A 23,596-nucleotide genomic window follows, 5' to 3' on the forward strand; every position below is an offset into this window, starting at 1 on the left:
ACCGTGCCACCTCTTTCCAAAGCTCCAAGGAGTTCCCCATGAAGTGCATCCTCCTGCTGGCCCTTCCCTTCGCCCTGATGACCGCCTGCAGCAATCCGCCGGCGACCACCGATGAGGCGACCACCGCGCCAGCGGCCAGTGCGCCGGCCGCCGCCGGCATCGACGGCGCCCTGCTGGGCACCCGCCACTGGACGCTGGAAACCGCGACCGACGCCAGTGGCAAGCGCATCGATGGCCTGTTCGTACGCACCGACAAGCCGGTCACGCTGGACTTCACCGACGGCCGCGTCGCCGTCAGCAACACCTGCAACGGCCTGGGCGGCAGCTACACGCTGGAAGGAGACGCGCTGTCCATCGGCAGCCTGATGTCCACCAACATGGCCTGCGAGCCGGAGCTGATGGCACTGGATGGCCTGGTGAGCGAGCGCCTGCAGGGCGGCAAGCTGACCGTGCGTTCGCTCGATGCCAGCAAGCTGACCCTGGTCACCGCCAGCGGCGATGTGCTGGTGTTTGCCGGCGCGCCCACCGCGGAAACCCGTTACGGCGGCCAGGGCGAGACGGTGTTCCTGGAAGTGGACGCGCAGAGCAAGCCGTGCTCCCACCCGCTGATGAAGGACGCCACCTGCCTGCAGGTGCGTGAAGTGAAGTACGACGACCAGGGCCTGGAACAGGGCCAGCGCGGCGCCTGGGAGAACTTCTACGGCAACATCGAGGGCTATACCCATCAGCCGGGCGTGCGCAATGTGCTGCGCGTGAAGCGCTACGAGGTCAAGAACCCGCCGGCCGATGGCGCTTCGCAGGCTTATGTGCTGGACATGGTGGTCGGCTCGGAACAGGTCAAGCCGTAAGCGACCCCACCGGCCGATACAGAAAGGGCGCCTTGCGGCGCCCTTTTCTTTTGCCGCTGCGCCGCCTCAGCCCAGTGCCGGGTTCAGCGTGTAGGTGCCATGCACGCCGGCTTCGGCCAGTACATGGCCCTGCATCGCCCGCAGCACCTGCGCCGCGGTGAAATCGCCGTCCACCGGCAGCTGCGCGATATCCAGCGCGAACAGGCGGAAGAAGTAGCGGTGCAGCCGCTCGTCGTTGAACGGCGGGTACGGGCCGTCATAGCCGCGGTAGGTGCCGCCCATCTGCGCGTCCCCGGCAAACCAGCCGGTGTAGTCGTTCAGACCTTGACGGGCACCGGCCGGACCGGCCAGCTGCGCCTTGCCGCCCACGCTGAAGCCTTCGCTGCAGCTGCCGGCGGCGATCTCCCGCAGCTGCGCGGGGATATCCACCATCACCCAGTGCACGAACTCTCCACGCGGCTGGTCCAGCGGCACGGTCACATCGGTACGCCCCACGGTTTCCGGCACGGTCGGCACATCCGGGTCCACGCACAGCAGCACGAACGAGCGTGTGCCGTCAGGCACCTCGCGCCAGGCCAGCTGCGGATTGCGGTTGCCGGCAAAACCGGTGGCATCGCCGGCGGCGAATTCGGCCGGAATCGGCTGGCCGTTGTGGAAACTCTGGCTGTCAAGTTTCATGCGTGCTCCTGTCGCTCAGACTTCGGGATAACCCAGCCGCACCGCGACCGGGGTCAGCTTGGCGAACTCGCCGGCCAGCACCTGCGCGTACTTGCGCCAGTGGCCGGCCGCGAGGGTGGTCGGTCCGAGACTGCGCACCGGCGGGAAACGCAGGCCGAAGGCCTGTTCCAGCAGCGCGCCCATCGCCGCCGGGTCGTTGACCGCATCGTCGGTACGCACGATCAGGTGGGTGTACAGCTCCTGCTCGTGCAGCTGCACCACCTGCTCCAGCGAACGCGCCAGCCATTGGGCCGCCTCGCTGGCCGAATTCACCGCCAGCGGTGCCGGTGCACCCAGCGCCAGCCATTCCACCAGCATGTCGCGCGGATCGCGCACCACCACCACCAACCGGCCTTCGGGCAACTGCGGGCGCAGCGCCCACAGCAGCGCGTTGTCCCACCACAGCAGCCAGTCGATCACGTTGCCGTCGCTGATGCCACGCGCCGGCAGCTGCTCACGCCACTGCTGCACCAGCTGCCCGGGGGTGAGTTCGTCGGTGGCCAGACGCTGCAGGGTATGGAAATTCTGGAAGCCATCGTCGGGCGGGTTCGGCCCGAAGCGGTCGGCACGCAGCACCGGGCTGCCGGCGGCCATCACTTCCACCACCCGCTCCACACCGGAACCCGGCGCGCCCCAGACGAAGATCGGCCGGACCGGGTGATCCTCAGCGACACTGCCCTGCTCGGGCCAGCTCGCCGGTGCCTTGGCCTGCGGCGGCAACGGCAGCCGCGAGGGCGCCAGCTCGGCGTGCAGCTCCAGCCAGGATTTCAGTGCGGCGGCCGGTTCCCCGGCGCGATCCTGCACCGCGCCCAGCCACGTGCGCAGCGCCGGGCGCACTTCGGCCGGCGCGTTGTCGAGCAGGCCCTGCACATGCGCCACCGCCGCTGCCGGCTCTCGCGCCAGCAGCGCTTCGACGATGCGCTGTTCGCCACTGACCCGGCCCGGCTCCAGCGCGACGATGCGCCGCGCCACGGCTTCGGCCGCGTCGGCTTCCTGGTTCATGTCGTGCAGACGCATGCGCGTTTCCAGCGCCGGCAGGTGTTCGGGCATGGCCGTCAGCCAGCGTTCGACCACCTCCACCGCTTCGGCGCTGCCGACCGGCGCCACCGCCAGGCGGGCCAGCCACAGATCGTGCAGCTGGGTGTGGTTGGCAAGCACCGCGTCCAGCTCGGTGCGCGCTTCCTCGTCGCGGCCCAGCCGCTGCCAGGCCACCAGCAGCATCTGCAGCGTCGGCCGGTCGCCCGGCAACGCGGCCAGCAGCGGACGCAGGTGTTCCAGCGCCTGCAGCGGCTGGCCGGAAGCCAGTTCCAGCTCACCGGCCAGGCGGCGCATGCCCGGGGTGTCGCCCTCGGCCGTGGCCAGCACCTGGCGCATCGTTTCAGCAGCACTTTCGGTATTGCCCTGGCGCAGCGCCAGCTGCACCAGCAGGCCGCGCAAGGCATGGTTGGACGGGTTCAATTCGACCACACGGCGGAACGCCTGCTCGGCGAAGGCCAGCATGTCCTTGCCCAGATAGGCAAAGCCCAGCGCATACAGCAGCCGCGGATCGTTGGGCAGCGCCTGGCTGGCCGACGACAGCACCGCCAGCGCACGGTCCACCTCGCCACGGCGCAACGCCACCATGCCTTCGACCGCGGCCAGCTCCGGGCTGTCCGGCTCCACGCGCGCGGCCAGCCGGCCCAGGCGGTCGGCCTCATCGACGTCGTCGCGGGCCAGCGCCAGATGCGCCTGCATCAGGTATGCGGCAAATTCGTTGGGGTTGAGCGCGGTGGTCTTGTCCAGCGCCTGGCCGGCAGCCTCGAGCTGGCGCTGCGCCAGCAGCAGGCCGGCATGCTGCAGGTGCAAGGCGGCATCGTCCGGCGCCAGCGCCAGCGCCTGGCCCAGCGCAGCCTGCGCATCGGCGTGATTGCCCTGCTGCTGCAGTGCCAGCGCCAGCCAACGGTGGGCCTGCGGCTGCTGCGGCTCGGCAGCGGTCCATTCGCGCGCCAGCGACACGGCCTCATCGGCGGCGTTACGGCGCAGGGCTTGAATGATGTTCTCTTGCATGACGGTCCGGCGTTAGCGCAAACCCGCATTGTAGCCGGCAGCGCGCATGCGTCCGGCCCGTGCCGGTTCAGCCGGTCACGGCCCGGCGCAGGTGCTGCGCCACCCAGCGCTCGGCAAAGCCGTCGCCGCGCAGGTTTTCCAGGAAGCCGCAATGTCCGCCCCAGTCGGCGATCTCCAGTCGCGCCTGCGCCGGCAGCTGCCACTGGTCGAACGTGGTGAAGGGAATCACCGGATCGTCCTTGGCCATCAGGATGTCGGCCGGCAGCTGCAGTGTGGCCAGCCGCCCGCCGGCAATGGAGTAGCCGTCGAAGTACGCCTGCAGCGAGCCGTAATCGGTATGCCGTTCCACCAGCCAGCCGGTCAGCGCGCGGATGTCCAGTTTCAGCACCCCGTCATCGCAGTCGGCCAGCTCCGGGAACAGCGCGCGCTTGCGGCGCAGCGAGCCGGTCCATTTGCGATGGAAATACCAGTCGTACATCGCCGGACCACGCTCGATGCTGTCCATCGTCACCGCCGGATCCAGCACCGGACAGACCGAGGCCACCCGCACCAGCGGTATCCCGGCGGCCGGTGCGCGCAAGGCCAGCCGCAACACGAAGTTGCCGCCCAGCGAATAGCCGGCCGCCACCAGCGGCAGGTGCGGGAAACGCCGCGCCACATCCGCGGCCGCGTGCACCACCTCGTCGATCCGGCAGGAGTGGAAGATGCCCGGATTCAGGTGATGGGTGTTGCCATGATCGCGGAAATTCAGCCGCACCACTTCGAAGCCCTGCTCCAACAGCCGTGCGGCGGTCATGCGCATGTAGCTGGATTGGGTGCTGCCCTCCCAGCCATGCAGCAGCAGTGCCAGCCCGACCGGTTCACGCTGCGCCGGAATCCGGCTGTGCAACGCCTGCAGGCGCACACCGTCGCCGCCATCGAGGATCAGTTCGCGCGACTGTGCGCCACTGGCCGCGAGCAGCTGCTCGCCGCGGCGCAGCCGCAGCCGGCTGGACGCCAGCATCGACTGCAGGTGCGGATTGCGCAGCCAGGGCGGCGGCAGGTAGTTGGCGGCACTCAACATGGCCGACAGGCTGCGCCGCACCGGAGCCAGAGGGCGTGAACAACCCGCATCACTCAGGGCCCTTCCATCACCGCCACGATGCGCGCGCGCGCGGTCTCGGCGAGACGGCGCCGGCCTTCCAGATCCACGCTGCCGATCGGCTCGAGAAAATGCACCTCGGCCCGTCGCACCGGTTCACCCAGCAGCCGCAGGAAGTTGCCGAGGAAGCTCTCACCCGGCGCGAACGCCACCGTGGTCTGCGCATCGCCGCGCTCGCCATAGCGCAGCGCCACCGGCTGTACCGGCACCCCGGTCTCCACCGCGGCCTGGAAAATACGCGCGTGGAACGGGCCCACCTGCTGGCCACCGCGGGTGCGGCCTTCCGGGAACACCGCCACCGGACGCTGTTCCTGCAGGCGCTTGACCATTTCCTCCATCACCCCGCCCAGCGATTCGGTGTTGCCGCGCTGGTGATAGATGGTGTGTCCGCGCGAGGCCACCCAGCCCACCAGCGGCCAGCTGGCGATTTCGCGTTTGGCGACAAAACCGACCATCTTCTGGCTGTGGATCATGCAGATGTCGACCCAGCCGACATGGTTGGCCACGAACAGCACCGCACCGGGCAGCGGCTGGCCATAGCGCTGCAGGCGGAAGCCGAATATCCACATGAACATGGTCGACCACCCGCGCACCACGCGATGTTCCAGCGGATCGTCCGCCGCACCGAGACGGCCCCACGGGGGCAGCATCAGCAGCAGGATCAGCGGCAGGAACAGCACGATGTGGACCAGCAGCAGCGGGACGCGGTACAGGTAGCGGAACACGCGGACCACACCGCCATGGCCGGCGGATCGGGGGAAAGTCATCCGCGCACGATACCGGATGCGGTCCGGCTTTCGCCAGCGCGAACACCGCCGCCGGCGCCAGCCCCCTCCGTCGCACGGACAATGCCGCCGCCAACACCGCTGCAGGGACCCGGGACATTTGGCTTATGCTGGCTGCGTCACACCCTTCACGGTCTGCCGCCGGGCATGGGGAGCCATGGACATGGGGAGCCGCAGGATGGAGCAAAACACACCCGGACCGGCCAGCGCGATGCTGCCGTTCTTCTCGGCCGCGCTGGAACAGATCGGCAACGGGGTGATCCTGTTCGACGAGCAGAACCGCATCATGTACGTCAACGCGGCGATGGAGGCGATCTGCGGCTGGCCGCGCGCGCAGCTGCTCGGCCGCAACCTGGGCGTGCTGGCGCCGCCGGCGGTGCGCGAGCGCTACGACACCCGCCTGTATCCCGGCGACCGCAACCGGATCAGCGAGCTGTCCGCCCAGCCGCATGACATCAAGCTGGTCCGCGCGGATGGCAGCGAGTGCTGGATCAGCGTGGCGCTGTCCACGCTCAGCGCCGGCACGGACAGCCTGCGTATGGCACTGATCCGCGACGTCACCGTGCAACGCCAGCAGCAGGAACGCGGCCGCCTGCTGTCACTGGGCTTTGATGAGACCCACAGCGCGGTACTGATCACCGACGGTGAAGGGCGCATCGTGCAACTCAACAAGGGCTTTGGCCGGCTGTTCGGCTTTGCCGAGCACGACGCCATCGGCCAGTACCTGCCGGCACTGCTGGCCCCGGGCAGTCATGGCGCCGCGCAGATGGACGCCGATACGCGGCAGCTCAAGGCCGGAGAGCCGATCCAGCGCGACGAGCGTCTGTACCGGCACAACGGGCAACCGCTGTGGTGCTCGGTCAGCACCAACCCGATCTTCGATGACTACGGCACGCTGGTGAACCGGGTGGTGGTGCTGATGGACATCACCCGCACCAAAGTGCACGAGCTGCTGCAGCACAAGATGCTCGATGCGCTGGTCCGCGAGGTGCCCACCGCCGAAGTGCTGCAGATGATGTGCCTGGAGGTCGAACGCATCGCGCCGGAGGTGATCAGCTCGGTGCTGCGGGTCGAGGACGGCAAGCTGCGTACCCTGGCCGGCCCCAGCCTGCCCGACCCCTTCAGCCGCCTGGTCGATGGCGTGATCGCCGGCCCGCGCACGGGCAGCTGCGGCACCGCTGCGTATACCGGCGAAACCGTGATCGCCCGCGATATCGCCACCGATCCGAACTGGGCCGACATTCCCCACCGGGCCGTGGCCCTGGCCCACGGCCTGGCCGCCTGCTGGTCCACACCGATCAAGGCCAGCGACGGCCGCGTGCTGGGCACCTTCGCCTTCTACTACCGCCAGCCGCATGATCCGGACGAGTTCCATCACCGGCTGGTGGCCGTCATCGTGCATCTGTGCGCGTTGGCGCTGGAGCGCGAGGAGGCGCGCAACCGCATCCGCCGGCTGGCGTTCTATGACGATCTGACCGGGCTGCCCAACCGCAGCCTGCTGCATGCCCAGGCCGACCAGGCGATCAGCGCGGCCGGCCATGCCGGGCAGGAACTGGCGGTGCTGTTCATCGACCTGGACCGCTTCAAGCAGGTCAACGACTCGATGGGCCATCCCGGGGGCGACGCCCTGCTGCGCACCGTCGCGCGACGGCTGCAGGAGGAAGCCGGGCCCAGGGACATCGTCGGGCGTCTGTCCGGCGACGAATTCGTGGTGGTACTGGCCCCGTGCGATGCGCAGGCCGCCCTGGAGCGCGGTGAGCGCCTGCTGCACGCGCTGTCCCAACCGTGGCAGCTGGGCGAGGTGGAGGTGCGGTCCTCGGCCAGCATCGGCATCAGCGTGTTTCCGCACGATGGCGGCGACATGGAGACACTGCTGCAGAACGCGGACATGGCCATGTACCAGGCCAAACACAGCGGCCGCGCGCGGGTGCGCTTCTACTGCCCGGAAATGAACCAGGGCGCACAGGAACGGCTGACCATGGAGGCGGCCCTGCGCGAGGCGCTCCAGCACCACCAGCTGCAGCTGCATTACCAGCCGCAGATCGACATCGCCGATGGCCACCTGCACAGCGTCGAGGCGCTGGCGCGCTGGCAACATCCGACGCTGGGCACGGTGCCGCCGATACGTTTCATCGCGCTGGCCGAGGAGTGCGGCCTGATCGGCGAAATCGGGCAATGGGCACTCGCCCACGCCTGTAAGCAGCTGGCCAGCTGGCGCCGCGACGGGCTGCAGGTGCCGTCGGTGGCGGTGAACCTGTCACCGACCGACTTCCACGACGCCGGGCTGCCGGCACGGATCGCGCAGATCCTGCAGCGCGAGGCCCTGGTGGCCACGGACCTGACCGTGGAGATCACCGAGGACATCCTGCTCGACACCGATCCCACCACCTTGCGCACCCTGCACGAAGTGCATGCCTTGGGGGTACGGCTGTCGATGGATGACTTCGGCACCGGCTACTCCAGCCTGAGCTACCTGCGACAGTTGCCGATCAGCGAACTCAAACTCGACCGCAGCTTCGTCTGCGGGATCGAGGAGGACCCGATCGCCTGTGCCTTGACCCAGGCGATCGCGCATATCGGCCAGAGCCTGCAACTCAAAGTGGTGGCCGAAGGCGTGGAGAGCCAGGCGCAGTTGCGCCTGCTCGGCCAGCAGGGCTACCAGATCGCCCAGGGCTTCCACTTCACCGCGGCGCTGCCTGCGCCGGCACTGGCACAGTGGGTACGCGAGCACCTGGCCGTACCCGTGGCGCCGGCCGTGAGCTGCTGAGCCGGCGCCAACACCTCAGGCTGACGCCACCACCGCCAGCGTCAGCCGCGAGACGCACACCGGCTTGCCGGCCTCGTTCTCGATGCGGATCTCCCACACCTGCGTGGTGCGCCCGACATGCAGCGCGCGGGCGGTACCGGTCACCATCCCCGAACGTGCGGCGCGCAGGTGGTTGGCATTGATTTCCAGACCGACGCAGACCTGCCGGTCCGGGTCCACGCACAGGTTGCCGGCGCTGCTGCCCAGTGTTTCGGCCAGCACCACCGAGGCACCGCCGTGCAGCAGGCCATACGGTTGCCGGGTACGGTCATCCACCGGCATCGTCGCCTGCAGCCAGTCCTCGCCGGCGGCGGTGAAGACGATGCCCAGATGCTCGATCAGTGTGTTGCGGCTGAGCGCGTTGAGCTGCTGCAGATCGACCGGCTGGCGGAATACTCGGGACATGCGCATAACCTGTTCAAAGACCAAGGAAGGCGTTACAGGATCGGTACCAGACCGGCGCCGAAGGCGGTCAGCATCCGCACCAGCAGCCATTTCGGGCCGACATCCACCTCCGGGAAATCGCCCACGGCGGTGTAGCAGCGATGGAAATCCGGATCCTGCCGGGGCAGCGGCCGCGGACAGTCCGGGCCGGGCTGGAACGCATAGTCGGTGGCATAGCGCCATGGCCAGAAATCGAGCACCGGTAGCGCCTCGGAGGCCTTGCCCAGGCTGTAGTTCAGCCCCGACAGCACCGGCGCCTTCTGCCGTGGCGCCACCACCCAGGAATTGTCCGGATGCACATCGCGCAGGATGCTCTGCGCCAGCCGTTCGGCGAACACCGGATCCTCGATGATCACCGCCCCTTCGGTGTTGTAGTTCTCGCTGCGCGGGTCGAAGTTGTGGGTGCCGATCACCCCGATGCGGCGGTCCACCACCAGCGACTTGGCGTGCAGGCCCATGCGCGCGCCACGGCGGGTCACCGGCAGCGGCCGGTTCACCGCCCGCGTGCCGAGGAAGGAGGGACGGGTCTCGGTGCGCAGCAACTCGTATTCCACCTCGCTGCCATCGGCGCTCAGGCGCCGGCCCGATCCACTGCCGCGCACATTGCTGCCGGCGGCACTGCCGCCCAGCACCCGGCTGCGGTGCTGTTCCTCCCGCTCGCCGGGCAACGGCAGGGGCACGATATTGAAAGAAGCCACCGGCGCATCCAGCGGAAACGGCTTGTACTCGTAGATGTTGAAACCCAGCTCGCGCAGGTTGCGGCGTTTGTACTTGTAGGACAGCGCATAGACGATCGGGTTGTCGGTGGCGGCCAGGCTGTTGGTGGAGACCACCACCCGCGGCGGCGTCGCGCGCCGGCGCAGGTCCTTGAACAGCGTCTGTGCCGGCTCGGACAGCACCAGGTACGGGGTCTGCAGCAGCACTTCGCGCTCGGCGCCGGCGATCAGCGCATCCAGCCGCGGCTCGGTCAGGTGCTGGCCGGCCAGGGCCGGATCGCTGCGGTCGCGGCGGTGCTTGCGTGGCAGATCGGCCACATAGCTGACCGAGCGCACCGGCAGCGCGGTGTCCACGAACTGGCGGGCGATAAACGCCGGGTCCGACGCCTCGGCATCCACCCGCGCGATGCGCTCCGGACGCCGGAAGCGTGCCGGCGGCATCGGCGGCGGCCCCTGCCGGAGCAGCGTGCGGCCCACATCATTCAGGCGCTCGGCATCCACGCTGCGCCGCGCGTTCCAGAACGCCTGGAAATTGGCCGCCATCTCGCGCGCCTCGGGGCCGGCCACCAGCACGTCGCGGTCGCGGAAGTTGTACTCGTGGTCCCAGTCGTAATAGTCGTCCTGGTAGTTGCGCCCGCCGACCACGCCGATCACGTCATCGATCACCAGCAGCTTGTTGTGCATGCGCTGGTTGAAGCGGCGGAAGCAGCACAGCACGCTGCCGGCGTAATCCAGATAGTTGAGCTTGGCCTTGCCGAAGGCGGGGTTGTAGACGCGCAGCTGGAAGTTCACGTGCGCGGTTGACAGTGCGCCGAGTACCTCCAGGTCAGAGATCGCCGAGAGCTGGTCGATCAGCAACCGCACCTGGACCCCGCGCCGGGCGGCGGCTAGCAGCTCGTCCAGTACCAGCCGCGCACTGTCGTCGGTGTCGAAGATATAGGTCTGCAGATCGATGCTGCGGGTGGCGCTGCGGATCAGGTTCAGGCGCGCCACCAGCGACAGCTCGCCCTCGTCCAGGATGGTGGCGTAGTGCAGCGGCAACTCCGGTTGCGAGCCGGCGATCGCCTGGCCGCCGAGCGCGCGCAGCGGCGAATCCAGCGCGCAGCGGTCGGGAAGATCGCACGTCACCGTGCTGGAGCGCGCGGCGATGGCGATCCCCTGGGCACGGTCCTTCTGCTGCGGCGACAGCGAGGCACAGCCAGCGCCAAGCACCGCAGCGCCGAGCAGCAGCAGACGCAACAGGAAATTCACGGTCCGGGGGCGCGGGTCAGGCGCGTACGCAATACAAAGGTCACTCGGTCACTCACGGCCATCTGCCAGCTATCCATGCCGTAGCGCCCGCGCTGGACGGTGCCACGACTGATGAGGTCGCAATCATAGCCGGGCCTTGCGCATTCAGGCTTCAGCAGATGCAGCGTTTCACGCCGGCTGATACCGCGGATACTCAGCCGTCCGTCGATCTTGCCGCCGTGCTCGGCGATCTCCGGCCGGTAGGGATCGGACTCGAACTCCACCAGCGGATGATGGACGGCATCGAAGAAGTCCTCCCCGCGCATCCAGCCGGTGTAGCGCGGCTTGCCCGGGATCTCCACGTACTGGGTGAACATGCGCAGCCGCACCTGGTGGCTGCCGTCGGGCAGCACCGTGATCCAACCCTCGAACCGCGGAAACACGCCCTCGATCGTCTGCCCGAAGCGGGTGCGTATCTCGAAACCGAACCGGGAATGGGCGGTATCAAACTGCAGCGGCTCGCCCGCGAAAGCCGAGCCGGCCAGCAGTACCAGACTCAGCAGCAGCCCTCCCCGCGCCGCCGCCATGGGGTTACGGCCACCAGAACGCGGTCAGCCGGGCGATACCCGGCTCGATCGCCGCCTCCATCGGCAAGGACAACACCGCCACCGCCGCCGGCGGCATGCCGCGGTAGTCGCCGGACTGGCCGCTGTGCATCAGCGCCACCAGCTGCTCCAGCCCCGGGTTGTGGCCGACGATCAGCAGGCGCTCCACTTCACGGTGCTCATCGGCCAGCGCGGCCAGCGTGCCGGGGACCGCGTCGTAGATGCGCTCGTCCAGGCGCTGTTCGACGTAGCCGGTCCGTTCCAGCACCGCTTCGAGCGTCTCGCGCGTGCGTCGCGCCGGCGAGCACAGCACCCGGTCCGGGGTCAACTTGTGTTCCAGCAACCAGCGCCCGGCGGCTTCGGCTTCGGCCAGGCCATGCGGGGAAAGGGGACGGTCGATATCGGCCTGGCCAGTGGCCGCCGGTTCGGCGTGGGCATGTCGCAGCAGGATCAGTTCACGCATGGTCGGGGAATACTCCTGTCAGACCTTGTTCAACCATTTGAGCAGCGGCGCCCAGTCGTGCTGGTGCTCGCGTACCTGGGCGGAGTGATAGTCGAACAGGCTGCGCCCGAGCCCGACCATCACCACGTAACTCTGGCTGTCGCGCAGCTGCGCGACCACTTCATACGGCCATTGCGCCAACATCTGTTGGGCCTGCTGCGAGGTCTGCGTCCATGGCTTGGTCCGGTTGAGCACCAGCCCCACGGGCAGCGCGCGCGAATGCACGCGCGGGATCTTGGCCAGACTGTTCAGAAAGCCGACGATCGCCTCGATATCCAGCGCCGAGGGCAGCACCGGCACCACCACCGCATCGGCCACGTCGAGGAAGTGCTCCAGATCCTCGGCATACGCGCCGGCGGGCGCATCGATGATCACCTGCCCGGTGCCATCGGGAATGCGTTTTTCCCAGTGCTTCTTGCGGTACACGTCCACCGGCAGCACGGCGCTGTCGAGCACCGAGCGGCGCTGCGCCCAGCGGGTGCTGGAGCCCTGCGGGTCGGCGTCGGCGATCACCGTGGCAGTGCCGGCCAACGCCGATTGCGCGGCCAGATGGGTGGCGATGGTGGTCTTGCCGACACCGCCTTTGGAGCCGGCTACCAGGATCGTCTTCATGCACGCCTCGTTTTGCGCGGGACTTGTCCGCAGCGTACACCGCGGCGCATTGCCAACGGTAGTCACCGGATCAGGAACGTCCGCCAGCGGCCCGGTCCGGCTTTGCTATCGTGTGCGCCCCGGGGATGGAACCACCATGAGCGAGCTGCAGGACCTCACCGCACTGATCCGCGCCAACACGCCGCTGATCGTCATCCAGACCCAGGACGAAACACGGATCGTGGAGCTGTTCCGGCAGGCGCTGATGCAGGTGTGGCGCGCCCTGTACCGCTGGTCGATCACCGAAGGCCTGCGCCGCATCGACATGGACCGCGAGGACGATGCCATCGGTCCCCCCGATGCCAGCGCGGTGTTGCGGATGATCCAGGACGCCGACCAGCGCGGTATCTACCTGCTGCTCGACATCCATCCCTACCTGGGTTACGCCAGCCATCAACGGCTGCTGCGCGACATCGTGCAGCGCCGGCACAGCCAGCCGCATGTGCTGGTGCTGGTCGGCAGCAAGGTCGAACTGCCGGCCGAACTGGAGGCGCTGGCAACCCGCTTCAACCCGCGCCTGCCCGATGCCAACGCGTTGTTGAAGATGCTGCGCGAGGAAGCCGGCGCCTATGCCGGCGAGCACGGCGGCCGGCGCGTGGAGGTGGACCAGGACGCGGTGCGGCAGATCCTGCGCAACCTGCAGGGCCTGAGCCTGCCCGATGCCCGCCGCATCGCCCGCCAGCTGATCTACGACGACGGCGCGCTGGGGCACAACGACCTGCCGCAACTGGCCAAGCTGAAGTTCGAGCTGCTCAACCGCAGCGGCCACCTGCACTATGAATACGACAGCGCGCGGTTCGGCGACGTCGCCGGCGCGGCCCGGCTGAAACGCTGGATCGCGCAGCGCCGCGCGGTGTTCGTCGCCGGCACCGCACCACCCGGACTGGACCCGCCCAGGGGCATGCTGCTGCTGGGCGTGCAGGGCTGCGGCAAGTCGATGCTGGCCAAGGCCACCGCCACCGGGTTCGGCGTGCCGTTGCTGCGGCTGGACTTCGGCATGCTCTACAACAAGTACCACGGCGAAACCGAAAAGAACCGGCGCGATGCGCTGGCCTCGGCCGAGCAGCTGGCGCCGTGCGTGCTGTGGATCGACGAGATCGAAAAAGGGCTGGCCAGCAACGGCGAGGACGGCGGTGTGTCACGCCGCGTCCTGGGCTATCTGCTGACCTGGATGGCCGAGCGCAAGGCGCCGGTGTTCATCGTCGCCACCGCCAACCAGGTACAGGAACTGCCGGCCGAGCTGCTGCGCAAGGGCCGTTTCGACGAGATCTTCTTTGTCGACCTGCCCTCGCCGGACACCCGCGTGGAGCTGCTGCGCCTGCACCTGGGCAAGCGCGGCCTCGTTGCCGGGAATTTCGCGCTGCCGGCCCTGGCCGCAGCCAGCGAAGGCTTCTCCGGTGCCGAAATCGAGCAGGCCATCGTGGCCGGCCTGTACGCCGCCCACGCCGAGCAGAAGCCGCTGGATACCGAACTGCTGATGGCCGAGATCCGCAGCACAAGGCCGCTGTCGGTACTGATGGCCGAACCGGTGCAGGCGCTGCGCGCGTGGGCACGCGAACGCACGATGTCGGCGGATTGAGGCCCTGCCGCCTCGCCCGCAGGCGGGTGAGGCCTTAGAGAACCTTTTCCGGCTGCCAGTTCAGCGGCGGCGTTGGCGGGATATCGTTCGCCGCCAACAGTTGCCGCATCGCACCCAATTCGCCCGATACCACGTTCCAGCGCAGGTACTGCTGCATTTCCGCCACGGTACCGCCATCGGCCTGGTGCGACAGCAAACCCAGCGCCTGCCCGGAGATCCAGGCCACTTCGCGCCGGCGTTGCTGCCAGTATTCACGCTCAGTCGCATCCCGGGCATATACCTGCATCCTTGCGCTTCCATAGCTGCTGGCCAGCAGCGCATTGCTGCCGGCCAGCAACGTCAGGAGGTTTCGACATCCCTCGCTGCGCGTAGCGTCGGCGGGTGCTGGACATTGCTGCTGCACCTCACCCAGCGCTGTCATGGAGAAGGCCGAGGCCAAGGCATACACCATGATCAGGCGCGCCTGTTCCGGATCGGTCTGCACCGCCGTGGAGTGCACTGGAATGCGCATGCCGCGGGTCATGCGATCGAGCATGTCCAGTCCTTCGGCATATTCATCAACAAAGCGGGTCGCTTGGGTCGCGCGCGTCCATGCCAGCGACGCCTCCTCGGTATCGCCCAAAGCCACGGCCATGCGCCACAAAAGCAGCTGTGCAACTGCTTCATCGGCTTCCTGCGTTTTCAGTGTACGAATCGCCAGGGGGATGTCGCACTGTCCCGCGCTGATGCAACGGCTCACCGCCGCGCGCGCTATCACAGGCTGCTCGCTGCCCTCGCGGATGGCCTGCTCCAGCCAAGCATCACTCTGGCGGGGAACGGACGATGAATGTGGCTGCGCCGACAGCTCGGTCGGCAAGGCCAAGCGTGATGCTACCAGCAACGCCAGTGGCTGCCCGCTGGCTGCCAGCTCCTGCGCTTTCTGCAGCATCGGTGCGTGAAAGTCGTTCGCCCCCGACTCGACGGTAGGTTCGGGAGACGTTGATCCGCCAGCCAGACCGGGGACCGACAGCAACGTGCCAAACAAGAGGAAGAACGCTTTGTTGCCCTTCATCAGCCAACTCCTTCCTGGAAGTGGAGGGAGCGGTAGCGGCTCCCGGACACGTTGTATCAGGAAACCCGGTGCAACACCCACACCCAGACCGGCAAGGTGACAAGCGACAGCACGATGCCGTAACCGACCAGCGCGGCGGCCAGTCGCGGCGCCAGCCGGTGCGAGATCGCCAGCGCGGCCGCGGTGATCATGGTCGGCATGGCGGTTTCCAGCACGTTGACCCGCAACATCTCGCCCTGCAATCCAAACGCCCACGACAGCGGCAGGGCCGCCGCCGGCAGCACCACCAGCTTGAGCAGCAGCCCCACCCCCAACGGCGCAAGTTCAGCACGCGTCAGCCGCAGCTGGATGGTCAACCCGACGGCCAGCATCACCAGCGGCAGCATCGCATCAGCCAGGTTCTTCAACGCCAATGCGATCCAGGCCGGCGGACTGGCCGGCATCAGCACCAGCGCGAACCCCAGTGCCCACAGCGGCGGGAACTTCAGGATCCGCAGCACGATCGCACGTCCGCCCGGTGGCGCATCGCCGCTGTAACGCGCCAGCACATACAGCCCGAACGTGGACAGCAGCACGAAGGTGCCGAACTGGTCGTAGACCACCGCATACGGCAAGGCGTGATCACCCAGCAGCGCGCGCACCATCGGGTAGCCGATGAAGCTGGAGTTGCACAACGCCACGCACAGCAGCAGCACCGCATGCACCTGCCGTTCGAAGCCGAACAGCCGGGTGGCCAGGCTGACCAGCGCCAGCGTCAACCCCATCAACACCCAGGGTGTGAGCATCAGGCCGAGCAGCGCGGTATCCAGCTGCAACCGCGGCACATAGGTCAGCACCGCCGCCGGCAGGCACACATACAGCACGACCTTGTTGAGCGTGTCGGCGGCGTTGTCGGGAAAGGTGCGCAACCTTGCGAAAACCATGCCCAACGCGAGCATGGCCAGGATCAGCGCGAAAGCATCAAAGGCCATGGCACAAGCATGCACTGACCATACCGGTGAGGGAACCGGCATCCGACTAGGATCGGACGAAGCGCTCGCCCTGCCCGCTCATTCCTGCGTGCCCGACGCCCTGTCCCGGGCAGGGACGCTGCGCTGGGTTACCGCGCGGTGTCCGCGGCAACAGGCCACCCGGACAGCACGCGGCTCAGGGCCAGGCCGGTGGACTGGCCGCCCAGGCCTGCTGCACTTCAGCCAGCTGCGCGCGCTCGCCGTCCTGCCAGTGGGGCAGCAACTGGGCAAAGCGTGAGACATCGTTCCACTGCTCCGGCTCGGTACGCACCGCGGCGGCGAACCAGCTGACCGCCTCGTCCTTGCGGTCGAGCTTCCACAGCGCCAACGCCAGTGTCGGCGGCACCCAGGCCGCGTTCCCGCGGGTGCCTTCGGCGGCGGCAGCCCACAGCGCCAGGGCCGCTTCGGCATCGCCCTGCCGGTACAGATCCCACGCGTGATTCCAGCGGATGGCACGCGCCTGCGCGGAGGTATCGCCCACCGCACCCAGCGCTTCGCCGTAAAGCTTGTTCGCCAGTTCACTGCGACCTTCGGCATAGGCAATGGAGGCCAGCTGCACGCTGGCTTCGACGGCCTTGCGCCCGCGCTCACGCAGTTTCATCAGCTGGTCCACCAGCCCGGGCTGATCGACGGGCAATGCCTGGAGCGGCTTGGCGGCCACGTCTTCATCGAAGTAGAACTCGGCAATCTTGGGCAGGCTTTGCGCCTGCGCCGTCGAAAGCAAAAAACCGGCCAGCAGCACTCCCGCTGCCAGGCGCATTGTCATCCCCATCACTTGCTCCCCCGTATCTCGGTTGTCCCCCACCCTGCCCCCGATCCTAACCTGCACGGCTGCCCATGTGCGACTGCAACACCGGCGGCGGGGAAAACCGCACTGCTACACTTGCCGGCTGCCGGGAGCCTGTGTGAAGGCCTCCGCCGCCAGCCGTTCCTGCAATGGGCCAGCCATGACCAGCACCGCCGAACTTACCTCGCCAGCTTCCGCCAACGATCCCCTGATCGGCGTGCGTGATTCCGATTACACCCTGGAACACAAGTACACGCGCACCGACGGCCGCATCTATCTGAGCGGGGTCCAGGCACTGGTACGCCTGCCGCTGATGCAGCAGCAGCGCGATGCCGCCGCCGGGCTGAACACCGGCGGCTTCGTCAGCGGCTACCGCGGCTCGCCGCTGGGTGGCTTCGACCTGGAGCTGTGGCGCGCGCGCAAGCACCTGGAAGCGGCCAAGGTGAAGTTCGTGCCCGGCCTCAACGAGGACCTGGGCGCGACCATGGTGTGGGGGACGCAGCAGACCAACCTGTTCCCCGGCGCCAACGTCGATGGCGTGTTCGGCATGTGGTACGGCAAGGGCCCGGGCGTGGACCGCTGCGGTGACGTGTTCAAGCACGCCAATGCCGCCGGCACCTCAAAGCACGGTGGCGTGCTGGCGCTGGCCGCCGACGACCACGCCTGCCGCAGCTCCACCCTGCCGCACGGCAGCGAAGAGGAATTCGTCAGCGCGATGATGCCGGTGCTGAACCCGGCCGGCGTGCAGGACATCCTCGACATGGGCCTGGTCGGCTGGGCGATGAGCCGCTACACCGGCCGCTGGATCGGCTTCAAGACCATTGCCGAGACGGTGGAGTCCTCCGCGTCGGTGGACGTCAACCCGTTCGTCCGCCAGATCCTCCTGCCGGAAGATTTCGAGATGCCGGCCGCCGGCCTCAACATCCGCTGGCCGGACCCGCCGCTGGAACAGGAAATGCGCCTGCACCGTTACGCGGTGAAGGCCGCGCAGGCGTTCGCCCGCGCCAACGGCATCGACAAGGTGGTGATGGATTCGCCGCAGGCGCGGCTGGGCATCGTCACCACCGGCAAGAGCTACCTGGACGTGCTGCAGGCGCTGGAATACCTGGGCCTGGACGAGAAGGCCTGCGCCGACATCGGCATCCGCGTCTACAAGGTGGGCATGACCTGGCCGCTGGAGCCGCAGGGCATCGGTGAGTTCGCGCGCGGCCTGGAAGACATCGTCGTGGTGGAGGAGAAGAAGGCCTTCATCGAGCGGCAGATGAAGGAGTACTTCTACAACTGGCCGGCCAACTGGGGCGCGCGCCCGTCCATCGTCGGCAAGTACGACGAGCAGGGCCAGTGGATCCTGCCGTCCACCGGCGAGCTGACCCCGGCCACGATTGCCGGCGTGATCGGCCGCCGCATCCAGCGTTTCTTCAACACCGAGTCGATTGAACAGCGCCTGCGCTGGATGGACGTCAAGGAAGCCGAGATGGCGCTGCCACGCGCGCAGTTCCCACGCGTGCCGCATTACTGCTCCGGCTGCCCGCACAACACCTCCACCAAGGTGCCCGAAGGCTCGCGTGCGCTGGCCGGCATCGGTTGCCACTACATGGTGACGTGGATGGACCGCGACACCGACACCTTCACCCACATGGGCGGCGAAGGCGTCACTTGGGCCGGCCAGGCCGCGTTCACCGACACCGGGCACGTGTTCCAGAACCTCGGCGACGGCACCTATTTCCACAGCGGCTCGCTGGCGATCCGCCAGGCCATCGCCGCGGGCGTCAACATCACCTACAAGATCCTCTACAACGATGCGGTGGCGATGACCGGCGGCCAGCCGGTGGACGGCACCCTGACCGTGCCGCAGATCGCCCACCAGATGCGTGCCGAAGGCGTGCACACCATCGTGCTGCTGTCCGATGACATCCAGAAGTGGAAGTCGCGCCGCCACGAGTTCCCGAGTGATGTGGAATTCCACGACCGCGCCGAGCTCGATGCCGTGCAGCAGCAGCTGCGCACGGTAAAGGGCACCAGCATCCTGATCTTTGAGCAGACCTGCGCCACCGAGAAGCGCCGCCGCCGCAAGCGCGGCAAGATCGTCGACCCGGCCAAGCGCACCATGATCAACTCGCTGGTCTGCGAAGGCTGCGGTGACTGTGGTGAGAAGAGCTTCTGCGTGTCGGTACTGCCGAAGGAAACCGAGTTCGGGCGCAAGCGCGACATCGACCAGTCCAACTGCAACAAGGATTTCACCTGCACGACGGGCTTCTGCCCCAGCTTCGTCACCGTGCACGGCGGCCAGCTGCGCAAGGGCAGCAAGAGCAGCGCCGCCAGCCTGCTCGACAACCTGCCGGCGCCGACCTTCCGCACTGACTTCTCGCAGCCCTGGAATATCCTGATCACCGGCGTCGGCGGCACCGGCGTGGTGACCATCGGCGCGCTGCTGGGCATGGCCGGCCACCTCGAAGGCAAGGGCGCCAGCGTGCTCGACCAGACCGGCCTGGCGCAGAAGGGCGGCGCGGTGACCACCCATATCCGCATCGCCAACCGCCCGGCCGACATCCACGCCGTGCGCATCGCCGCCGGTGAGGCCGACCTGGTGCTGGGCTGCGACATGGTGGTGGTCAACGACTACTGGGCGCTGTCCAAGGTGCGCGGCGAGCGCACCCAGGTGGTGTTGAACACCTACGAAGCGATGCCCGGCACCTTCACCACGCACCCGGACATGCAGTTCCCGGCCGCCGACATCATTGCCGGGGTGAAGCTGGCACTGGGCGGTCGTGATCCGATCCTGCTTGATGCCACCCAGCTGGCCACCGCGCTGCTCGGCGACGCGATCGCCTCCAACCTGTTCATCCTCGGCTTCGCCTGGCAGCAGGGGCTGGTGCCGCTGTCGCTGGAATCGCTGATGCGCGCGGTGGAGCTCAACGGCGCCGCCGTGACCATGAACCAGACCGCGTTCGCCTGGGGCCGCCTGGCCGCGATCGATCCGCAGGCCGTGCAGCAGGCTGCCGGCCTGATCCACAACGCGCCGACCGAGGCCGAGCGCAAGCCGCATGCACTGCGCGAACTGCCGCCGGGCGATTGGGAAGGCAGCGAAGCCGGCGCCCCGTCGGCACCGCGCAACCCGGAAAACGAGCCGGATGTGCGTGGCCTGCCTGCCGCCAGCCCGACCCGTGGTGAAGCCAGCTTCGCCCCGCTGGACGACACCCGCCTGTCGCGCTCGCTGGACGAACTGATCGCCCGCCGCAGCAGCTTCCTCACCGACTACCAGGACGCCGCCTACGCCAACCGCTACCGCACCCTGGTGGAGGCGGTGCGCAGCGCCGAGCAGCGGGCCATTCCCGGCAGCACCGCCTTGAGCGAAGCCACCGCGCGCTACTTCTTCAAGCTGATGGCCTACAAGGACGAATACGAAGTGGCCCGGCTGTACACCAGTGGCGACTTCGCCAAGCGTGTGGCAGAGAAGTTCGAAGGCGACTACCAGGTGCGTTTCCATCTGGCCCCGCCACTGTTCGCCAAGCGCGACGAACACGGCCAGCTGCAGAAGAAGGAGTACGGGCCGTGGATGTTCAAGGCCTTCGGCCTGCTGGCCAAGCTGAAGTTCCTGCGCGGCGGCCGCTTCGACGTGTTCGGTTACACCGAAGAACGCCGCAGCGAACGCCAGCTGATCAGTGACTACGAAAAGACCCTGCAGGAACTGATCGGCTCGCTGGACGCACGTCGGCTGGCGTTGGCGGTGGAGATCGCCAGCATCCCCGAGCACATCCGCGGCTACGGCCACGTCAAGGAGGCACACCTGCACGAGGCCAAGGCCCGCGAAGCCACGCTGCTGGCAACCTGGCGCAACCCGAAGGCGCTGCATATCGTGCACGCCCGCTAAGACGCGGCAACGCTGCCTGACCAACAACGCCCCGCAATGCGGGGCGTTGTTGTTTTCAGGCCCGAAGATCAGCGTCGCGGCGCAAGAATCTTCGTCAGCAGATCCGGCGTGCCGGCGATACGACGCAGATGCGGATAGCGCAGGCCGCCGCGGTAGTCGATGCGCACGGTGCGGAAGCTGTCGGCCTGCCGCACGATCAGCTCGACCGGCGCGCCGCCCTTGGCGTCGGTTACCGCCTGCTTCAGACGCGCACCGCTGTAGGCCAGCCCGTTGACCGCCAGCAGCGTCATGTCCTTGGCCAGACCGGCCTTGAATGCGGCACTTTCCCAGCCCACCGATTGCAGCACGCCATCGCTGCCGACCTTCATTCCCAGCGAATACTGCAGATCGGTGAGCCCCTCGGCCTCGCCATCGGCGATCACCGGATTCGGCAGATCGCTGAAATACACCTCCCAGCCCGCGGCCTCCAGACCCTCCGGCGCCCGGCCATCGCGTGCTTGCAGCCGTTGGCCGATGAACGCATCCCAGTTGCCGGGTTGCACCGCTTCCAGCGCCTGCATCACGTCGCTGCGGTCGTACAGGCGGATCTCGCCCGGCTTGCCACCCTGGTGGAAACGCTTGGCGAAATCGTCCAGCGTTACCTTGCCCTTCGAGAGGCTGCGCAGGCGTGCATCCACGCCCAGCCATAGCAGCGTGCTCTCGTTGTAGAACTCGAACGCACGCTGCCAGTCGGCCCAGGCCTGCGGCTTTGAATTGAAGTCGAGGATGCCCTGATGCACGGTGTCGTGCAGGTCGCGCCATTGCCGGCCCGGCTGGGTGGCGTAGTTGGCCTGCAGCTGCGCCAGCATGCCCAGCGCGTAGTCCGGCTTCCACAGCCCGGCGCGTGCGGCCAGGACCACCGCCCAGTACTGGGTCTGGCCTTCGTACATCCACAACTCGTCGTTGTGCATCGGCGCGTTGTAGTGCGGCACCCAGGTCGGCCGCGGCCGCCAGGCCTTGCCTATCCACGCATGGGCATACTCGTGTGGCAGCAGGTCGTTGTCGAGGAATGGACGCTCGCCGCGCAGGTAGCCGTCGTGCATGCCGTTCTCGCTGGACTGCGCATGCTCCAGGCCGATGCCGCTGAACACGTCCGATACCGCCAGCAGGAAGTTGTAGCGGCTGTAAGGGCGCGAACCGAAGACCGCATCGGCCTCGCGCACCAGCGCGCGATGCGCCTCCAGCACCGTGGTGTCGGCCTGCAGCGCCTGCGGATTCTCCGCCACCACCTCCAGCCACACCGGCTGCCGGGCGCTGTCATCCAGTGCGAACCGCCTGAAATGGCGACCGGCGAACACCGGCGAATCGATCAGCGTCATCAACGGCAGCGTTGCGTAGTGCTCGGTGTCGCCGTCACGGCGCACCAGCTCCAGCGCGCTGCCGCTTTGCCAGCCCGCCGGCAGGCGCAAGGACGGCTTGATCTGGATGCCCCGCGCATCCACTCCGGCCGGATACAGCACCACCCGGTGCCATTGCAGATCCAGCAGATTGGGTGTCATCGCCACCCGGCCCTGGTCGGCGGCGGTCGGCGACAGGTACTGGAACTCGACCTCCAGCATGCTCACGCCCTCGGGTACCTGCAGCGTGAAGGCATACATGTCGCCGGAATCCCGCGTCCACGGCAGCGTCTGGCCGTTGCCGCGGATGACCAACCCGGCCATCTGGTTGATCGGCCCGGTGGGTGCATGGTTGCCGGGGATCCATTGCGGATACCACAGGGTCAGCGCGCCGGCCGACACCGGAATGCGCTGGCGTACACGCTGGATGCGCCGCTCGATATCACGGGCGTCCACTTCAAGTTCGATCACGCCCGGATAGCGGGGCTGCACCTGCATCGCCACCTGCCGCGGGTCGCTGCGCGGGGCATCGTGCTGCTGTGCCTGCACCCACCAGGGCGCGACGCCCAGCGCCATCACCAACCACCAGTTACGTCCGTGCTTCACCACGCCCCCATCCTCGCCAGAAGTGATCGCATCCTAGCCCGCCTTCAGCGCTGCAGGCGTTGCCACACCAGCAGCCGGTTGTTGGCCGGCATTGCCACATCCTCCAACAGCCGCATTCCCTGCGCCTGCGCCAGCGCATCGACCGCCTCGAAGTCGCGGATGCCCGAGCGCGCATCGCGCGCCTTCAACCAGCCATCGAAGGCGCGGTTGCTGTCACTGGTGAAAGCGCCGCCGTAATTGAACGGTCCGTAGGCGATGAACAGCGCGGCAGGCGCCATCAGCGCCGGCAGACCGGCGAACAGCGCCTGCACGTTGTCCCAGCCCATGATGTGCAGCGTGTTGGCGGTGAACACCGCATCGAAGCACCGGTCCTCCGGCTCCGGGGGGAGCGGCTGCAATCCTGGCGATGCACCGGCCACCGCCTGCAGCGCGAACGGGGGCGGCGTGTTCGGCAACGCCGCCTCCTCCAGCCACTGCCGGATACCGGGCAGGTGATCGGCATGGTCACTGGCCTGCCAGCGCAGCCACGGCAGCGCCGCGGCGAAATGCACCGCGTGCTGGCCCGTGCCGCTGCCAATCTCCAGTACCTGGCGGGCATCGCCCAGATAGCGCTGCAGCACCGACAGGATCGGCGCGCGGTTGCGCTCGCAGGATTCGGCGTAGGGTTTGGGGATCATCACGGTGGGGGATCTGGAAAGCAGATCCGATTGTGCCGCAGTGCCGGTTTCGGCCACGCATGACCATGGTCACTTGTGTCCGGACTGCATGGCAGCCCAGATTCGGAAGTCCTGTGCGATGCCCGGCATCGCTGCCCCGGAGCCCCGC

At 67.9% G+C, this 23,596-nt stretch carries 18 protein-coding genes; 4 read left to right on the forward strand and 14 right to left on the reverse strand.

Annotated features, from left to right (window positions below; all coding sequences use genetic code 11):
* Positions 1-38: 38 nt before the first annotated feature.
* Positions 39-848, forward strand: a complete 810-nt coding sequence (locus ACVOMH_RS14570) for a DUF4377 domain-containing protein (RefSeq protein ID WP_481552424.1) — start codon at positions 39-41, stop codon at positions 846-848.
* 66 nt (positions 849-914) lie between these two features.
* Here ACVOMH_RS14570 and ACVOMH_RS14575 read toward each other — a convergent pair whose 3' ends face one another.
* The 4 genes from ACVOMH_RS14575 to ACVOMH_RS14590 form a co-directional block, all read right to left on the reverse strand.
* Positions 915-1,526: a YbhB/YbcL family Raf kinase inhibitor-like protein gene (locus tag ACVOMH_RS14575; protein WP_481552425.1), complete on the reverse strand. Its 612-nt coding sequence runs from the start codon at positions 1,524-1,526 to the stop codon at positions 915-917.
* 15 nt (positions 1,527-1,541) lie between these two features.
* Entirely contained in the window at positions 1,542-3,611 is a 2,070-nt protein-coding gene (locus ACVOMH_RS14580) for a tetratricopeptide repeat protein (protein WP_481552426.1), read from the reverse strand.
* A gap of 67 nt (positions 3,612-3,678) precedes the next feature.
* On the reverse strand, positions 3,679-4,671 hold the full coding sequence (locus ACVOMH_RS14585) for a YheT family hydrolase (RefSeq protein ID WP_481552442.1): 993 nt from the start codon (positions 4,669-4,671) through the stop codon (positions 3,679-3,681).
* 56 nt (positions 4,672-4,727) lie between these two features.
* Positions 4,728-5,519, reverse strand: coding sequence for a lysophospholipid acyltransferase family protein (locus ACVOMH_RS14590; RefSeq protein ID WP_054660890.1), 792 nt, complete (start codon positions 5,517-5,519; stop codon positions 4,728-4,730).
* A 196-nt stretch (positions 5,520-5,715) separates the two neighbouring features.
* Here ACVOMH_RS14590 and ACVOMH_RS14595 point away from each other — a divergent pair, with 196 nt between their 5' ends.
* The gene (locus ACVOMH_RS14595) at positions 5,716-8,304 is read left to right on the forward strand and encodes a sensor domain-containing protein (protein ID WP_481552427.1); all 2,589 of its coding nucleotides are present in this window, start codon (positions 5,716-5,718) and stop codon (positions 8,302-8,304) included.
* A gap of 15 nt (positions 8,305-8,319) precedes the next feature.
* Here the strand turns inward: ACVOMH_RS14595 and ACVOMH_RS14600 are convergent, their stop codons facing one another.
* The 5 genes from ACVOMH_RS14600 to ACVOMH_RS14620 are packed head-to-tail and all read right to left on the reverse strand — an operon-like array spanning position 8,320 to position 12,452.
* Positions 8,320-8,748 (reverse strand): hotdog fold thioesterase, encoded by a 429-nt coding sequence (locus ACVOMH_RS14600; RefSeq protein ID WP_481524156.1) that lies wholly within the window; start codon positions 8,746-8,748, stop codon positions 8,320-8,322.
* A gap of 32 nt (positions 8,749-8,780) precedes the next feature.
* Entirely contained in the window at positions 8,781-10,754 is a 1,974-nt protein-coding gene (locus tag ACVOMH_RS14605; RefSeq protein WP_481552428.1) for a phospholipase D family protein, read from the reverse strand.
* Positions 10,751-11,320: a YceI family protein gene (locus tag ACVOMH_RS14610; protein WP_481552429.1), complete on the reverse strand. Its 570-nt coding sequence runs from the start codon at positions 11,318-11,320 to the stop codon at positions 10,751-10,753. The genes ACVOMH_RS14605 and ACVOMH_RS14610 overlap by 4 nt, the downstream gene beginning before the upstream one ends.
* 4 nt (positions 11,321-11,324) lie before the next feature.
* The gene (locus ACVOMH_RS14615; protein ID WP_054660137.1) at positions 11,325-11,801 is read right to left on the reverse strand and encodes a SixA phosphatase family protein; all 477 of its coding nucleotides are present in this window, start codon (positions 11,799-11,801) and stop codon (positions 11,325-11,327) included.
* 18 nt (positions 11,802-11,819) lie between these two features.
* Positions 11,820-12,452, reverse strand: a complete 633-nt coding sequence (locus ACVOMH_RS14620) for a nucleotide-binding protein (protein WP_481552430.1) — start codon at positions 12,450-12,452, stop codon at positions 11,820-11,822.
* 136 nt (positions 12,453-12,588) lie between these two features.
* On the opposite strand from ACVOMH_RS14620, the gene ACVOMH_RS14625 reads away from it, so the two are divergent.
* The gene (locus ACVOMH_RS14625; protein ID WP_481552431.1) at positions 12,589-14,070 is read left to right on the forward strand and encodes an AAA family ATPase; all 1,482 of its coding nucleotides are present in this window, start codon (positions 12,589-12,591) and stop codon (positions 14,068-14,070) included.
* A gap of 34 nt (positions 14,071-14,104) precedes the next feature.
* On the opposite strand, the gene ACVOMH_RS14630 is transcribed toward ACVOMH_RS14625, so the two are convergent.
* From ACVOMH_RS14630 to ACVOMH_RS14640, 3 genes are all read right to left on the reverse strand, one after another.
* Positions 14,105-15,121: a hypothetical protein gene (locus tag ACVOMH_RS14630; protein ID WP_481524161.1), complete on the reverse strand. Its 1,017-nt coding sequence runs from the start codon at positions 15,119-15,121 to the stop codon at positions 14,105-14,107.
* A gap of 56 nt (positions 15,122-15,177) precedes the next feature.
* Positions 15,178-16,092, reverse strand: a complete 915-nt coding sequence (locus ACVOMH_RS14635) for an AEC family transporter (RefSeq protein ID WP_054660235.1) — start codon at positions 16,090-16,092, stop codon at positions 15,178-15,180.
* Between the two features lie 175 nt (positions 16,093-16,267).
* Positions 16,268-16,903 carry a tetratricopeptide repeat protein gene (locus ACVOMH_RS14640; protein ID WP_057505937.1) on the reverse strand — a complete coding sequence of 212 codons (636 nt, stop codon included), beginning with the start codon at positions 16,901-16,903 and terminating at the stop codon, positions 16,268-16,270.
* Between the two features lie 175 nt (positions 16,904-17,078).
* Between ACVOMH_RS14640 and ACVOMH_RS14645 the strand changes: the two genes are divergently transcribed.
* Complete coding sequence (locus tag ACVOMH_RS14645; RefSeq protein WP_481552432.1) at positions 17,079-20,789, forward strand: indolepyruvate ferredoxin oxidoreductase family protein; 3,711 nt, start codon at positions 17,079-17,081, stop codon at positions 20,787-20,789.
* Between the two features lie 68 nt (positions 20,790-20,857).
* On the opposite strand, the gene ACVOMH_RS14650 is transcribed toward ACVOMH_RS14645, so the two are convergent.
* Positions 20,858-22,771 (reverse strand): M61 family metallopeptidase, encoded by a 1,914-nt coding sequence (locus ACVOMH_RS14650; RefSeq protein WP_481552433.1) that lies wholly within the window; start codon positions 22,769-22,771, stop codon positions 20,858-20,860.
* 44 nt (positions 22,772-22,815) lie between these two features.
* Positions 22,816-23,445, reverse strand: a complete 630-nt coding sequence (locus ACVOMH_RS14655) for a DUF938 domain-containing protein (protein ID WP_054658403.1) — start codon at positions 23,443-23,445, stop codon at positions 22,816-22,818.
* Between the last annotated feature and the right edge of the window lie 151 nt (positions 23,446-23,596).

Source organism: Stenotrophomonas sp. STEN013, from assembly GCF_056760355.1.

Excerpts from the sequence above, each read along its gene's own strand:
- ACVOMH_RS14570 (WP_481552424.1), top strand. The coding sequence starts at position 39 with ATGAAGTGCATCCTCCTGCTGGCCCTTCCCTTCGCCCTGATGACCGCC.
- ACVOMH_RS14575 (WP_481552425.1), bottom strand. The coding sequence starts at position 1,526 with ATGAAACTTGACAGCCAGAGTTTCCACAACGGCCAGCCGATTCCGGCC.
- ACVOMH_RS14580 (WP_481552426.1), bottom strand. The coding sequence starts at position 3,611 with ATGCAAGAGAACATCATTCAAGCCCTGCGCCGTAACGCCGCCGATGAG.
- ACVOMH_RS14590 (WP_054660890.1), bottom strand. The coding sequence starts at position 5,519 with ATGACTTTCCCCCGATCCGCCGGCCATGGCGGTGTGGTCCGCGTGTTC.
- ACVOMH_RS14595 (WP_481552427.1), top strand. The coding sequence starts at position 5,716 with ATGGAGCAAAACACACCCGGACCGGCCAGCGCGATGCTGCCGTTCTTC.
- ACVOMH_RS14600 (WP_481524156.1), bottom strand. The coding sequence starts at position 8,748 with ATGTCCCGAGTATTCCGCCAGCCGGTCGATCTGCAGCAGCTCAACGCG.
- ACVOMH_RS14610 (WP_481552429.1), bottom strand. The coding sequence starts at position 11,320 with ATGGCGGCGGCGCGGGGAGGGCTGCTGCTGAGTCTGGTACTGCTGGCC.
- ACVOMH_RS14615 (WP_054660137.1), bottom strand. The coding sequence starts at position 11,801 with ATGCGTGAACTGATCCTGCTGCGACATGCCCACGCCGAACCGGCGGCC.
- ACVOMH_RS14620 (WP_481552430.1), bottom strand. The coding sequence starts at position 12,452 with ATGAAGACGATCCTGGTAGCCGGCTCCAAAGGCGGTGTCGGCAAGACC.
- ACVOMH_RS14625 (WP_481552431.1), top strand. The coding sequence starts at position 12,589 with ATGAGCGAGCTGCAGGACCTCACCGCACTGATCCGCGCCAACACGCCG.
- ACVOMH_RS14630 (WP_481524161.1), bottom strand. The coding sequence starts at position 15,121 with ATGAAGGGCAACAAAGCGTTCTTCCTCTTGTTTGGCACGTTGCTGTCG.
- ACVOMH_RS14635 (WP_054660235.1), bottom strand. The coding sequence starts at position 16,092 with ATGGCCTTTGATGCTTTCGCGCTGATCCTGGCCATGCTCGCGTTGGGC.
- ACVOMH_RS14640 (WP_057505937.1), bottom strand. The coding sequence starts at position 16,903 with ATGGGGATGACAATGCGCCTGGCAGCGGGAGTGCTGCTGGCCGGTTTT.
- ACVOMH_RS14645 (WP_481552432.1), top strand. The coding sequence starts at position 17,079 with ATGACCAGCACCGCCGAACTTACCTCGCCAGCTTCCGCCAACGATCCC.